This window comes from Pontibacillus chungwhensis, assembly GCF_030166655.1.
Lineage (GTDB): Bacteria > Bacillota > Bacilli > Bacillales > BH030062 > Pontibacillus.
The window spans coordinates 1762449-1776350 of the sequence record NZ_CP126446.1; the positions used below are offsets into that span (position 1 = coordinate 1762449).

Annotated in this window: 13 protein-coding genes; 8 read left to right on the plus strand and 5 right to left on the minus strand. The window is 40.5% G+C overall.

Annotated features, from left to right (window positions below):
* Positions 1 to 2 precede the first annotated feature (2 nt).
* Genes QNI29_RS09145 through lpdA form a run of 3 tightly spaced genes read left to right on the plus strand, consistent with a single transcriptional unit; the run spans position 3 to position 3708 of the window.
* The gene (locus tag QNI29_RS09145) at positions 3 to 980 is read left to right on the plus strand and encodes an alpha-ketoacid dehydrogenase subunit beta (protein WP_231416196.1); all 978 of its coding nucleotides are present in this window, start codon (positions 3 to 5) and stop codon (positions 978 to 980) included.
* A gap of 27 nt (positions 981 to 1007) precedes the next feature.
* A complete protein-coding gene (locus tag QNI29_RS09150) occupies positions 1008 to 2297 on the plus strand; it encodes a dihydrolipoamide acetyltransferase family protein (protein ID WP_231416197.1) in 1290 nt (429 codons plus the stop codon).
* Positions 2298 to 2301: 4 nt separating this feature from the next.
* Positions 2302 to 3708 carry a dihydrolipoyl dehydrogenase gene (lpdA, locus tag QNI29_RS09155; protein WP_231416198.1) on the plus strand — a complete coding sequence of 469 codons (1407 nt, stop codon included), beginning with the start codon at positions 2302 to 2304 and terminating at the stop codon, positions 3706 to 3708.
* Between the two features lie 153 nt (positions 3709 to 3861).
* On the opposite strand, the gene QNI29_RS09160 is transcribed toward lpdA, so the two are convergent.
* Entirely contained in the window at positions 3862 to 4236 is a 375-nt protein-coding gene (locus QNI29_RS09160) for a hypothetical protein (protein ID WP_284526974.1), read from the minus strand.
* 182 nt (positions 4237 to 4418) lie between these two features.
* Between QNI29_RS09160 and QNI29_RS09165 the strand changes: the two genes are divergently transcribed.
* Entirely contained in the window at positions 4419 to 4670 is a 252-nt protein-coding gene (locus tag QNI29_RS09165) for a hypothetical protein (RefSeq protein WP_231416200.1), read from the plus strand.
* 119 nt (positions 4671 to 4789) lie between these two features.
* Here QNI29_RS09165 and QNI29_RS09170 read toward each other — a convergent pair whose 3' ends face one another.
* Positions 4790 to 6334 (minus strand): glycine betaine uptake BCCT transporter, encoded by a 1545-nt coding sequence (locus tag QNI29_RS09170; protein ID WP_231416201.1) that lies wholly within the window; start codon positions 6332 to 6334, stop codon positions 4790 to 4792.
* A 71-nt stretch (positions 6335 to 6405) separates the two neighbouring features.
* Positions 6406 to 7455, minus strand: a complete 1050-nt coding sequence (locus QNI29_RS09175) for an FUSC family protein (RefSeq protein ID WP_231416202.1) — start codon at positions 7453 to 7455, stop codon at positions 6406 to 6408.
* Between the two features lie 162 nt (positions 7456 to 7617).
* Between QNI29_RS09175 and QNI29_RS09180 the strand changes: the two genes are divergently transcribed.
* Both QNI29_RS09180 and QNI29_RS09185 read left to right on the plus strand, forming a co-directional pair.
* A complete protein-coding gene (locus tag QNI29_RS09180; protein WP_231416203.1) occupies positions 7618 to 8541 on the plus strand; it encodes a polysaccharide deacetylase family protein in 924 nt (307 codons plus the stop codon).
* A 322-nt stretch (positions 8542 to 8863) separates the two neighbouring features.
* Positions 8864 to 8971 carry a GapA-binding peptide SR1P gene (locus tag QNI29_RS09185; protein WP_231416204.1) on the plus strand — a complete coding sequence of 36 codons (108 nt, stop codon included), beginning with the start codon at positions 8864 to 8866 and terminating at the stop codon, positions 8969 to 8971.
* A 104-nt stretch (positions 8972 to 9075) separates the two neighbouring features.
* Here QNI29_RS09185 and QNI29_RS09190 read toward each other — a convergent pair whose 3' ends face one another.
* Positions 9076 to 10548, minus strand: coding sequence for an aminotransferase class I/II-fold pyridoxal phosphate-dependent enzyme (locus tag QNI29_RS09190; RefSeq protein WP_231416205.1), 1473 nt, complete (start codon positions 10546 to 10548; stop codon positions 9076 to 9078).
* A 138-nt stretch (positions 10549 to 10686) separates the two neighbouring features.
* Between QNI29_RS09190 and QNI29_RS09195 the strand changes: the two genes are divergently transcribed.
* Both QNI29_RS09195 and QNI29_RS09200 read left to right on the plus strand, forming a co-directional pair.
* The gene (locus QNI29_RS09195; protein WP_231416206.1) at positions 10687 to 11640 is read left to right on the plus strand and encodes an NAD(P)H-dependent flavin oxidoreductase; all 954 of its coding nucleotides are present in this window, start codon (positions 10687 to 10689) and stop codon (positions 11638 to 11640) included.
* 14 nt (positions 11641 to 11654) lie between these two features.
* Positions 11655 to 11933 (plus strand): UPF0223 family protein, encoded by a 279-nt coding sequence (locus QNI29_RS09200; protein ID WP_231416207.1) that lies wholly within the window; start codon positions 11655 to 11657, stop codon positions 11931 to 11933.
* A gap of 93 nt (positions 11934 to 12026) precedes the next feature.
* On the opposite strand, the gene typA is transcribed toward QNI29_RS09200, so the two are convergent.
* Complete coding sequence (gene typA / locus QNI29_RS09205) at positions 12027 to 13850, minus strand: translational GTPase TypA (protein ID WP_231416208.1); 1824 nt, start codon at positions 13848 to 13850, stop codon at positions 12027 to 12029.
* Positions 13851 to 13902: the final 52 nt, after the last annotated feature.

Below are 13902 nucleotides of genomic sequence, written 5' to 3' on the forward strand. Positions count from 1 at the left end.
CCATGGCACAAATGACAATGATCCAAGCTATTACTGATGCAATGCGCACAGAGCTTAAAAATGATGAAAACGTGCTAATCTTCGGTGAAGACGTTGGTCAAAACGGCGGAGTATTCCGTGCGACTGAAGGTCTTCAAGCTGACTTTGGCGAAGATCGCGTATTTGACACACCACTAGCCGAGTCTGGTATTGGCGGTATGTCAATTGGTCTTGCACTTCAAGGTTTCCGCCCGGTACCTGAGATTCAGTTCTTTGGTTTCGTATTTGAAGTAATGGACGCAATTAGCGGTCAAATGGCACGCTACCGTTACCGTTCTGGTAATTCTTATAACATGCCTGTAACGATCCGTTCTCCATTCGGTGGTGGTGTACACACACCTGAACTACACGCAGACTCTTTAGAAGGACTTATGGCACAACAGCCTGGACTAAAAGTTGTTATCCCATCAACTCCATATGATGCGAAAGGACTTCTGATTCAGTCTATTCGTGACAATGATCCAGTTATCTTCCTTGAGCATATGAAACTTTACCGTTCATTCCGTGGGGAAGTACCTGAAGAAGCGTACACGATTGATCTTGGAAAAGCTGACGTTAAACGTGAAGGTAAAGACGTTACTCTAGTAGCATACGGTGCTATGGTTCACTCTGCACTTAAAGCAGCTGAACAGTTAGAAAAAGACGGCGTAGACGCTGAAGTAATTGACTTACGTACAGTAAGCCCAGTAGATTATGAAACAATCATCGAATCCGTTGAGAAAACAAACCGTGTTGTAGTGATTCAAGAAGCTCAAAAGCAAGCGGGTATCGCTGCACAAGTAGCTTCTGAAATTCAAGAGCGTGCGATTCTACACCTAGAAGCTCCAGTTCTACGTGTTGCAGCACCTGACACAGTTTATCCATTCTCTTCAGCTGAGGAAGTTTGGTTACCAAACCATAATGACATCCTTGACAAAGTAAACACAGTAATGAACTTTTAATCCAACCCACGATAGGAGGGAATCATAATGGCTTACGAATTTAAGCTACCGGATATCGGTGAAGGTATCCACGAAGGCGAAATCGCAAAATGGTTTGTAAAAAAAGGTGACGAAGTTAAAGAAGACGATGTTCTTTGCGAAGTCCAAAACGATAAAGCAGTTGTAGAAATCCCTTCTCCAGTTGATGGTACGGTAACAGACGTTCACGTTGACGAAGGTGAAGTTACAACTGTAGGTACGGTTATTATTACATTTGACGCACCTGGTTATGAAGACAACACGGGTGGTTCTGATGAAGGTTCTAAAGAAGAGGAGAAGCAAGAAGAGGCTCCTAAAGAAGAATCTGCTCAAAACGATCAAGGACAAGAACCAGCTGCACAAGATGACGAAGCAAGCGACAAGCGCGTTATTGCAATGCCATCTGTTCGTAAATACGCTCGTGAAAACAACGTAAACATCGCGAAAGTATCTGGGTCTGGTAAAAACAGTCGTGTGCTTAAAGAAGACATTGATGCTTATCTAAACGGCGGTCAAGCGACTGAAGCAGCAGAAGCAGACGAAACTCCAGCTCAAGAAGAAGCAGGAACTCAAGCTCAGGCTGCACCTCAGGGTCAGTATCCAGAAACTCGTGAGAAAATGAGTGGTATGCGTAAAGCGATCTCTAAAGCAATGGTTAACTCTAAGCAAACAGCTCCTCACGTTACGCTTATGGACGAAGTTGACGTAACTGAGCTAGTTGCTCACCGTAAGAAGTTCAAACAAGTTGCTGCAGATCAAGATATCAAACTTACGTATCTTCCATATGTTGTACGTGCGCTAGTTTCTACACTTAAGAAGTATCCAATTCTAAATACTTCTCTTGATGATGAAACTCAAGAAATCGTGCATAAGCATTACTACAACATCGGTATTGCTGCAGACACAGACAAAGGTCTTGTAGTACCAGTTGTTAAAGATGCTGACCGTAAGTCAATCTTTGGTATTTCTTCTGAAATCAATGAATTGGCAGGAAAAGCACGTGATGGTAAACTATCAGGTGAGGAGATGAAAGGCGCTTCTTGCACAATCACTAACATTGGTTCTGCTGGTGGTCAGTGGTTCACTCCAGTTATCAACCACCCAGAAGTTGCAATCCTTGGTATTGGCCGTATTGCAGAAAAACCAGTTGTTAAAGATGGCGAAGTAGTCGTAGCTCCGGTTCTTGCTTTATCTCTAAGCTTTGACCACCGTCTAATCGATGGTGCAACTGCACAGAATGCAATGAACCAAATCAAACGTTTACTGAACGATCCACAACTAATCATGATGGAGGCGTAATCGTATGGTAGTAGGAGATTTTCCAATCGAACTTGACACACTTGTTGTCGGTGCTGGACCTGGTGGCTATGTAGCTGCGATCCGTGCCGCTCAAGAAGGTCAAAACGTAACAATCGTAGACAAAGGTAATCTTGGTGGTGTGTGTTTAAACGTTGGGTGTATCCCTTCTAAAGCACTTATCCAAGCTGGTCACCGCTATGAGCACGCTCAAGGTGCTGACGAAATGGGAATTAAAACAGAAAATGTTTCTGTTGATTTCTCTAAAGTCCAAGAGTGGAAAGGCCAAGTTGTAAACAAACTGACTAGCGGTGTTGAAAGCCTTCTTAAAGGTAACAAAGTAGACATCGTAAAAGGTGAAGTATTCTTCGTAGACAAAAACACTGTACGTGTAATGGACGAAAAGAATGCTCAAACGTATACGTTCAACAACTGTATTATTGCAACAGGTTCTCGTCCGATCGAGCTTCCTACATTCAAATACAGCGAACGTGTTATCCATTCCACAGGTGCTCTTAACCTTGATGAGATTCCTGAGAAAATGGTTGTTATCGGTGGTGGGTATATCGGTACTGAACTTGGTACTGCATATGCAAACTTCGGTACAGAAGTTACAATCCTTGAAGGTCAAGACGACATTCTTCTAGGTTTCGAAAAACAAATGCGTCAGCTTGTTAAAAAGAACCTTAAGAACAAGGGTGTTAACATCGTTACAAATGCTATGGCTCAAGGTGTTGAGGAAACAGATAGCGGCGTAAAAGTAAGTTACGAAGCTAAAGGTGAAACTCAAACAGTTGATGCTGACTACGTTCTTGTAACAGTAGGTCGTAAACCTAACACAGACGAGCTTGGCTTAGAACAAGCTGGTGTGGAAATGGACGATAAAGGTTTAATCAAAATTGATAAGCAGTGTCGTTCTAATGTAGACAACATCTACGCTATCGGTGATATCGTTGCTGGACCTCCACTTGCTCACAAAGCATCTTACGAAGGTAAGATTGCAGCTGAAGCAATCAGTGGTCATGCAGCAGAAATTGATTACCATGGTATCCCAGCTGTTGTGTTCTCTGAACCAGAACTTGCAAGCGTTGGTTATACAGAGCAAGAAGCAAAAGACGCTGGTTATGACGTGAAAGCTGCCAAGTTCCCATTCGCTGCGAACGGTCGCGCGCTTTCTCTTAATAACACAGATGGCTTCTTGAAACTTGTAACACGTAAAGATGACGGTCTTGTAATTGGTGCTCAAATCGCTGGTGCTAACGCTAGTGACATGATTGCTGAGCTAGGCTTAGCGATCGAGACAGGCATGACTGCAGAAGACTTAGCTCTTACAATCCATGCTCACCCAACTCTTGGTGAGATCTCTATGGAAGCTGCAGAAGTGGCTCTTGGTAAACCAATTCACACAGTTTAATTTTCATATATTAAAACCCTGACCATTTTGGTCAGGGTTTTTTTAGGTTTATTTTGTTTTAGGGAAAAGTTCAATGAAGCGTATTTAGGCTTCCTGTTGTTGGATAGAGTTAAAGAAAATAAAAAGAAAAACGTTACCGAATTGGTAACGTTTTTAGGAAGGGGGGCGTGTATTCATGGAATCATTTAAGACTTTAAGAATGTCGTGTTTAGCTTTTTTTCCAGAAACCGTTGCTAGTGTATTTCCTTCTTTCTGTATGACTAGTGCAGGATATTGCTGAATCCTTTTTCGCTCTTTAGCCTCAGTGGTTGAAGCTGTTTTGGTTAAAGTTATGGGGGAGGTATCTTCCCTTCTTGATAATTTTAATTCTAAAAGTGCGTTAATATATTCTTCTTCTAGCTCTATAGTAGACTGATTTGAGTAAAAGAAAACCTCAAAATCATCTTTAGGATTCATCTTATATATATCTATGGATGAATCCTTTTGGTCCGTACAAGAGCCAGTAAATAGGACTAATACAAATGCCAATGGGAGCCACTTGATGCTCAAGACATGCTTCACCTACCTACATGCTATTTTGTTGAGTTTATTGTATCAGACATTCTTTACAATTCCCCTGATGTTATCTAAATGTTACATAAATGAAAAATACTCGTCTTTCCTGCGACATATATTGTAATAAAGCATGTCCGGGTAGGGGGTGGAGAGGTTTGAGTAGGAAGTATTGGTTTTTATATAATATTCTTTTTATATTCTGGAGTGGGTACTTACTTGTCATTCACATTTCAAAGAAAGATCATTGGATGTTTCAAGTTATTCTCTTTGGCTTATTTTTAGTGGTCATCACCCAACTCTTGAAAAGGTATCATATTTCTAAAAAAGAAAGCCTGCCACATGTCATTCTTAGCTTTGCCTTAATTACAGGTGGACATATGCTATATTCCTGGATCACGGTTTTGTAAAGAATCTAAAAGAAGCCTAAATCGAAACTTCGATTTAGGCTTCTTTTTTACATTAGTGTTCTGTTTCACTTTACGTGGGAGTAGGGTAGACCTTGGATATTATGAGCGTATTTGAGTGGTTAGTTATCTTGTTTTGGTTTTCTCTTTTGCCTGGTTAATGGATAACGCTGAGCTTCTTCTTTAAATGATTTCAAAAGAGAAAAGACCATCAAGATCATAATCATAGCAAAAGGGAACGCCGCGATGATGGATGCAGTCTGCAGAGCGCCTAAACCGCCTTGCCATAGTAATACAGCAGCTGAAGTCGATTGTACGATTCCCCATATAAACTTCACCTGATTAGAAGGATGGAGATCTCCATTAGTCGTCTGCATTCCTAACACAAATGTAGCGGAGTCTGCTGATGTTATAAAGAACGTACTAATCAGTAAGATCGCAATAACAGACATGATGCCACCCAGTGGAACTTGATCGAGTACGCTAAATAACGCAACTTCGGAGCCGTTTTCGGCTACTAATTCGTTAATCTTAGCATCATGGAAAAATTCTAAGTTAATGGCTGTACCTCCAAATACAGAGAACCATAAGGCGCCAAAAATAGTTGGAACGAGTAACACACCTAAAATAAATTCTCGCACAGTACGCCCTTTTGAAACGCGTGCTATAAATGTACCCACAAATGGTGCCCAAGCAATCCACCATGCCCAGTAGAAGATTGTCCAATCTTGAGTCCACGAATTTTGTTCAAATGGACTAAGTTTGAAACTCATAGAAGGTAGGTTTTGCAAGTAACTACCGAATGTAGTTGTAAATAGGTCCATAATAAAATTAGTCGGACCCGCAAACAGAAGGAAGAGCATTAAAGCAATTGCCAGAACAATATTGGTATTACTTAAATACTTAATTCCTTTGTTTAAACCTGTTTGGGCTGAAATCATATATAGAAAGGTTACAATTAAAATAATAATGAGTTGAACCAAGAAGGTGTCTTCTAAACCGTCTATCATGTAGGTAACTCCACCTGAAATTTGCTTTGCCCCAAACCCAAGCGAAGTTGCCACACCAAATATGGTGGCGAATACGGCAATAAAATCCACAAACGTCCCTAAAGCTCCACTCGTCCTTTTTTCCCCAAGCAGTGGGGTTAGAATGGAGCTAATCAAGCCCGGTGCTTCCTTTCTAAATTGGAAGTAGGCCAAAGCCAAAGCAATGACAGCATAAATTCCCCATGGGTGAAGACCCCAATGGAAGAAGCTGTACCGTAATGCTTCTCTAGCAGCAGCTGGTGTTTCAGGGTCCGAGATCGGTGGGTTGTGAAAATGGGATATAGGTTCTGCAGCTCCCCAGAATATAAGTCCAATTCCCATTCCTGCACTAAATAGCATCGCGAACCAGGTGATATATGGATACTCTGGTTCATCGTGATCTTTGCCGAGTTTAATATTTCCATACTTCGAGAAGATCAGGAAAATCGCAAAGATTAAAAATCCTGTCGATGATAGCAAATAGAACCAACCAAATTTCTCAACTAAAAACCCTTGGATGTTACTGGTTACTGCATTTAAGTTGTAATTGGGTAGTGTTTCTTTCGGGATAACTCCCCATATGATGAATAAGATGGCTACACCAATAGAAAGGAAAAATACCTTTGTGACGTTTTTCATTGAAGTTTCTCATTCCTTTCAGGATTTCCTCGCTAAGCAGCAAGGAATGACCTGATGAACCAATTAAACACTTATTCCTGAAGCTGGATTAAAGGATACTTATGCCTAGAGACTTCCTCTAATTCCTCTAACACATCATGAAGACAAAGCAATTCATAAATGACAATGGTTTGAGGAGGAAAGTGGTGACGATATTTTGAGTTTTGCTCAATATGCTCTTCTTTCCATTGCCAAAATTCTCGGTCTAATGCTTCAATTTGTTTAAAGTGGTCATCTGTCATTTCATGTGATGGTGTTCTTAATATTTCCGCCATCGAAGAAATGATACTCAAGATTAAGGATTTTTCATCTTTACTAAAGGCATTCACGTTTAAATTAACATACTGTAAGTTTCCTAAATGATATACGATTTGCTGCAACATATTCAGTTTCTTTTGGGCATATTGGAAAGCTTGCATATCTTGCTTTGAATGTTTGTGGTATTTCCACTCTTCACGCTGGAATTGAGAAAGCTGATAAGTTTTCTCTAATTTGAATGTTAATTGTCTGTATGCCCTTTGCATTTTACGACTTTCTTCAGATTGCTTATCCATACATGTCTGCAGGGTATTATCCAAGATATCTGCTGCCTGACAGAATAAATTTTCTACGTTTCTGTAGATCATTTTCGAATAATCTGGAGGAAGAAGGAAAAAGTTCACAACACTTGAGACTACAATGCCGATTGAGGTTGTGCCAAGTCTCGTGAAAAAGGATACAATATAATGACTATCGAAATCAGGTATCATGGCAACAGCCGTAATAGTGGCGACTAGTATACCATCATATAATTTCAATCGATAACAAACTGCAATTGTAAGAGTTGCAGCTAAAGCAAAAGTTAAAGCGTTCTGACCGACTAATCCAAAAGAAAGGGCCGCTAAAAGAGCGCCTATGGCAGAAGCGGGAAACCGAACCAGTGCTTTCTTAATGGAGTCAGCAGCTGTGTTCTCGATTGTTACAATCGCAGTAATAACTGCAAATGTAACCGGAAGATTAAACAATAAACAAATAAATGCTGTTACAAAGACAGAAATTCCTGTCTTTAATGTACGACTACCTAAGATATTGAATTTTTTCAATAAAGAAACCATGAATCTCACCTTATCAACTTTTTTTGAAGGAACAAAGTCCTAATCTTTATTTTAAAAGATGTTTTTGTTAAAAAACAATAGGATATGGGTAATGTCTTTATTATAATGGTAATGTGCACCATGTTATTACATATATAGGGGGAAAGAAACATGAAAAAATGGGTAATGGTTGTTTTTCTTGTTTCCATCTTTAGTTTAGCCGCTTGTGCTCAGGATGAAACAAACGGTAAAACAGAAGAAGATTCAGCTAATGAACAGGAAACGCAAGAAGAAGACAACACGAACAATGAGGACAATATGGACGAAGAAAGTGAGAACGCTGAAGAAAGCAACTCATCTAAAGAAACTGATACTTCCACGGATCAAGAAACGACTACCGATGAAGAGCAAGAACAGACAGAAGATGAAGTGGCTACAGAGGAGCCAATTGAGCCAAAGTACAAAATTAATGATGTTTGGTCTGTAGTCCCTCTAGAAGGGCAAGAAAACGTAAACAGTGAAGTTGTACTTCTTACCATTGACGATGCTCCGGACGAACATGCTCTTGAAATGGCTAAGACCCTTAAAGAACATAATGCATCAGCGATTTTCTTTGTAAATGGCCATTTTCTTGAGACAGAAGAAAAGCAGGAAATCTTGAAGCAGATTCATGATATGGGCTTCGCCATAGGAAACCATACTTATCATCATCAGAAGTTAGACGATGTAGGGCAGGCTAAACAGCGCGAAGAAATTGTTTCGTTAAATAATAAGATTGAAGAGATTATTGGGGAACGACCGAAGTTCTTCCGAGCTCCCCATGGAGTCAACACAGATTATGCCAAGCAGGTTGTAGAGGAAGAAGGTATGGTGTTGATGAACTGGAGTTTCGGATATGATTTCAAAGCGGATTATATGACGAAAGATGCCATCACAGATATTATGTTAAACACTCCATTACTCGGAAGTGGATCAAACTTACTTATGCATGATCGTGAGTGGACCTCTAATGCTCTTGGCGACATAGTAAAAGGGTTGAAGGACAAAGGATACGGGTTTGTGAACCCGGCGGAAATTCAAACACCAGGCGAATAGCGTTTAGTTAAGAAGTCTTCCTTGGAAGGCTTCTTTTGTTTATTCCCTTAATATGTGTAAGCTTTAGTTAATAGCTGTGTGAAATTATAAGGATTTCCTCTATATTTTTTTAAAGACAAGCTATATTTATTCCTTGCAAAGCGTATAGTTTTAATAAGAAAGGCGAGGAATCTTCGTTACAATGGAAGGGGGAAATTCTTAATTTAAATAGTGTTACTAAAATTATAATATGACACACTAATTAGGGGTTGATTTCTTCTATGTGTCATACTATAATATAGTTAAGTTAAATGAAAACGCTAACAAAGGGGTTGGATAATCAATGGGTACAATCGTTTGCCAAGACTGTCAGGGAATAATTGATCACTTTGATGATGAGAAGGTGTCGACTCTTTACGGTACATGTACGACCTGCCATGAAGAAGAGTAGGTTGTAAAAGAGAAAGACCATAGGTTCAACTCTAATTACCATAGAACAATAGAAAGCAGAGGCCGAAATCACAACTGATTTCGGTCTCTGCTTTTTGTTTATATTTATCTAAAAGCCTTATGTTCTTTTATGACACGGATGGTTTCTAGTGTTTCATCTTCAGGCCCTTGTACTGGGAGTCCTGCATCCATATTAGAATGAATATATTGTATGTTTTCTTTTGTAATGATTTCACCAGGGAGCCATATTGGAATCCCAGGGGGATAGACCATTACGAACTCTGCACTGATTCTCCCGACTGATTCGTCAAGAGAAACAATTTCTGTATCAGCGTAAAAAGCATCCCTTGGAGAGAGGGCAAGGACTGGTATCTCAGGAACCTCAACTTGAAGGGGGTTCTCGTTTTTGTTCTTTACTCCAAATTCGTCAGAGAGAGACTGAAGAGCGTGAATTAAAATACCTGTTTCTTCTTCTGTGTCTCCAGGTGTTACAATGCAAAGAATATTATATAAGTCAGAAAGTTCGACTTCGATATTGTAACGCTCTCTTAACCAAACTTCTACGTCATATCCTGTTATTCCTAATTGCTTTACGGAGATGATGAGCTTAGTAGGATCGTAATCAAACGTGGCATTACTACCGATAATTTCATTTCCTACACAATGAAGATGTGGGATGGTATTTATGCGATCTCTGGTCATGTTCGAAAGTCTAATTGTTTCTTCCATAAGGTTGCGTCCGTTAATGGCTAAATGTTTTCTAGCTGCATCTAAAGATGCGAGCAGAATATAAGATGTAGATGTCGTAGTCAACATAGAAAGAACAGATTGGACCCGTTCAGGCGTCACGAAGCTGGATTTTAAATTGAGCACAGAACTTTGGGTCAAGGAGCCCCCGAGTTTATGAACGCTCGTGGCTGCCATATCAGCACCAGCCTGCATAGCAGACAAAGGTAGCTCTTCATGGAAATGGATGTGAACTCCGTGTGCTTCGTCTACTAAAACGGGTACCTCATAAGAATGGGCAATTTCAACAATTCTTTGCAAGTCTGCAGAAATCCCAAAATAAGTTGGATTTATAACGAACACACCCTTTGAGTCAGGATGTGCTTTTAGTGCCTTTTGCACAGCTTCAGGTGTAATTCCGTGAGAGATGCCTAAATTGTTATCAAGTTCAGGGTGTATAAATACTGGAGTAGCACCTGAGAAAATAATTGCTGATGTTACAGATTTATGCACATTCCTTGGAACGATAATTTTATCACCAGGGTGACAAACTGACATAATCATGGCCATAATAGCTCCGCTTGTTCCTTGAACGGAGAAGAAAGTATGGTCCGCACCAAAGGCTTCAGCTGCAAGGGCTTGTGCTTCTTTAATCATCCCATGAGGATGATGAAGGTCATCTAAAGGACTAATGTTAATTAAATCAATAGATAGAGCCTGGTCGCCTAAAAATTCGCGGAACTCTTTGTTCATTCCCTTACCGGTCTTATGACCTGGAATATGGAATTGAACAGGTTTTCGTTTAGCGTGGTTTAATAGCCCTGTAAATAAGGGCGTGCGCTGTTGGGACAAATACAACACCTCTTAATCGTTTAATAAAGCAAAGAAAGTATAGCAAAAGAGGGGGAGAAAAGCTAGATACTCACACAAAAAAACAATTTCTGATACGATAATAAAAAAGGTTATAGATATTGACAAGGAGGGGAAACCATGTTTGATACTCGAGTAACACACTTGCTAAACATCAAATATCCCATTGTTCAAGGAGGATTAGCTTATTTAGCCTATTCCGAACTCGCTGCAGCTGTTTCCAATGCGGGGGGGCTCGGTCAAATAACGGCCATGAGTTTAGGGTCGCCGGAAGAGCTGAGAAAGGAAATACATAAGGTTAAACAAATGACAGATCAGCCTTTTGGAGTAAACTTCGCAATTGGTCAACACGGGAGACCATTTGAACACATGGTGAACGTTGCTATTGAAGAAGAAGTCCCTGTTATTTCCATAACAGGTGGGAATCCTAAACCAGTGATCGATATGGTGAAACCACATCGTATAAAAACGTTGGTTCTAGTGGCTGCAAAGCGCCAAGCAGTTAAAGCAGAACAACTTGGTGCAGATGCTGTTATGGTAGTTGGTCAAGAAGGTGGGGGGCATCTTGGAAGAGGAGATGTGGGTACGATGGTTCTCACTCCTCAGGTGGTTGATGCAGTCTCAATCCCTGTTATAGCATCAGGGGGGATAGGGGACGGAAGAGGGTTAATGGCTGCTCTTGCTCTAGGAGCAGAGGGAATTGAAATGGGAACTCGCTTTATCGCAACGGAAGAATGCCGGCATGCTCATCCATCTTACAAACAAGCCATTCTCGATGGAGATGAGCAAGCAACTGTAGTCATTAAACGATCTCTCGGAACTCCTGGAAGAGCCCTCCTTAACCCTTGGACAGAAGAAATTCTGAAACTTGAGCAAGACGATCCTGGTATAAGCGTGTTAAAATCGTATATCGGCGGGGAAGCAAACAGACGCTATATTTATGAAGGGCATTCTGATAAAGGGTTCGGTTGGGCAGGCCAAGTAGTAGGGAGGATTAAAGATATTCCTACTGTAGATGAATTAATCAGAAGAATCATAGAAGAAGCAAACCAAATACGAAACGATTGGAAATAGTAAGGAGAGATATCATGAGCACAGATTATAATTATCCGTTAGATACAGAGCATTGGAATACTGAGGAAATTATCGATGTTGTGAATTTTTATCATTTAGTTGAAAAAGCAAATGAATCTGGTGTTAAAAGGGAAGATTTAATGCATGCTTATAGTCGATTTAAGCAAATCGTTCCTTCTAAGAGTGAGGAGAAAACGCTTGGGTCTGAGTTTGAAAAACAGTCAGGATATTCTCTTTATAAAACGATAAAGCAGGCGCGCAATACGTCAGAGGGTGAAGTCGTTAAGCTTTAGTAGGGAAATAAGAACGATAACGAGGTTTGATCTTTAAACAGATCATTCAATTAAATAAAAAGGCTGTTCCTAGTGGAACAGCCTTTTTATCATTTACTTACCTGATTTTTTAGCTTTTTCGCGCTCGTTTTTGTTCAAGATCTTTTTACGAAGACGAACATTTTCTGGAGTTACTTCACAGAACTCGTCATCATCAAGATATTGGATTGCTTCTTCAAGCGTCATTTTACGCACACCTTTAATGGTATTCGTTTGGTCTTTATTTGCAGAACGAATGTTTGTCAGGTGTTTCTCTTTTGTGATGTTAACAGTTAGGTCGTTTTCACGGTTGTGCTCTCCAACGATCATACCTGCGTATACATCAGTTGTAGGCTCAACGAAAATAGTACCACGATCTTCTAGCTGCATAATGCCGTAGGTAGAAGCTTTACCATTTTCAAGAGCAACAAGTACTCCTCGGCGGCGACCGCCAACAGTACCTTCAACAACAGGCTCATAGCCATCAAATGTATGGTTAAGAATTCCGTAACCACGAGTTTGAGACATAAACTCAGTTGCATAACCGATTAAACCACGGGAAGGTACTTTGAACTCTAAGCGAACTTGACCGTTACCATCGTTCATCATGTCTAGCATTTCACCTTTACGATAGCCAAGGGATTCCATTACTGTACCCTGGTAATCCTCTGGTACGTCTACCTGTACGCGTTCCATTGGTTCACACTTCACGCCGTCAACTTCTTTAATGATAACCTGAGGTTTTGAAATCTGTAGCTCATATCCCTCACGGCGCATGTTCTCGATAAGGATAGATAAGTGAAGCTCACCGCGTCCACTAACAACCCACTTATCTGGGGATTCTGTTTCTTGAACACGTAGACTAACGTCTGTTTCAAGTTGTGTAAGAAGACGTTCTTCAATCTTACGTGCTGTGATGAATTTACCTTCTTTACCAGCAAATGGACTGTTGTTTACTAAGAAAGTCATTTGTAGAGTAGGTTCATCAATACGAGGGATTGGTAACGCTTCAGGAGCATCCTGGCTTGTTACCGTTTCTCCGACGTTAATTCCTTCAAGACCAGCTACTGCGACAATGTCACCTGCTTTTGCTTCTTGAATCTCAACACGTTTCAAGCCAATGAAACCATATAGCTTGGAAATACGGAAGTTCTGAACGGACCCATCTTTCTTCATAAGGGAAACAGGTTGTCCAACTGCAATGCTTCCTCGGAACACACGTCCAACACCAATACGACCTACATATTCGTTATAGTCTAGTAATGTGATTTGGAATTGTAAACCTTCATCAGAGTTATCTACTGGAGCAGGAATGTTTTCCATAATCGTTGTGAAAACAGGGTCCATTGTTTCTTGTTGGTCTTCTGGTTCTAAACCTGAAGTACCTTGAAGGGCAGAAGCGTAAACAACAGGGAATTCAAGTTGATCTTCATCTGCACCTAGTTCGATGAATAAGTCTAATACTTCATCGACTACTTCTTCAGGACGGGCATTTGGACGATCAATTTTATTTAATACAACCACTGGAGTTAATTTTTGCTCAAGTGCTTTCTTCAATACGAAGCGAGTTTGAGGCATGCACCCTTCATAGGCATCAACAACAAGTAGTACACCGTCTACCATTTTCATGATCCGTTCCACTTCGCCACCAAAGTCGGCGTGGCCTGGTGTATCTAGAATGTTGATGTGCGTATCGTTATATGAAATGGCTGTGTTTTTCGCTAAAATTGTGATTCCGCGCTCTTTCTCAAGATCATTGGAATCCATTGCACGATCGTCTACGTGTTCGTTATCGCGGAAGGTACCAGAGTAGTGAAGCATTTGGTCCACTAAAGTAGTTTTTCCGTGGTCAACGTGGGCGATAATAGCAATATTTCTAAGGTCTTGTCTTACATTCATTCCTTAATACTCTCCTCTATAGTTCGAATGGCGTTCTCATTGAACTAAATTA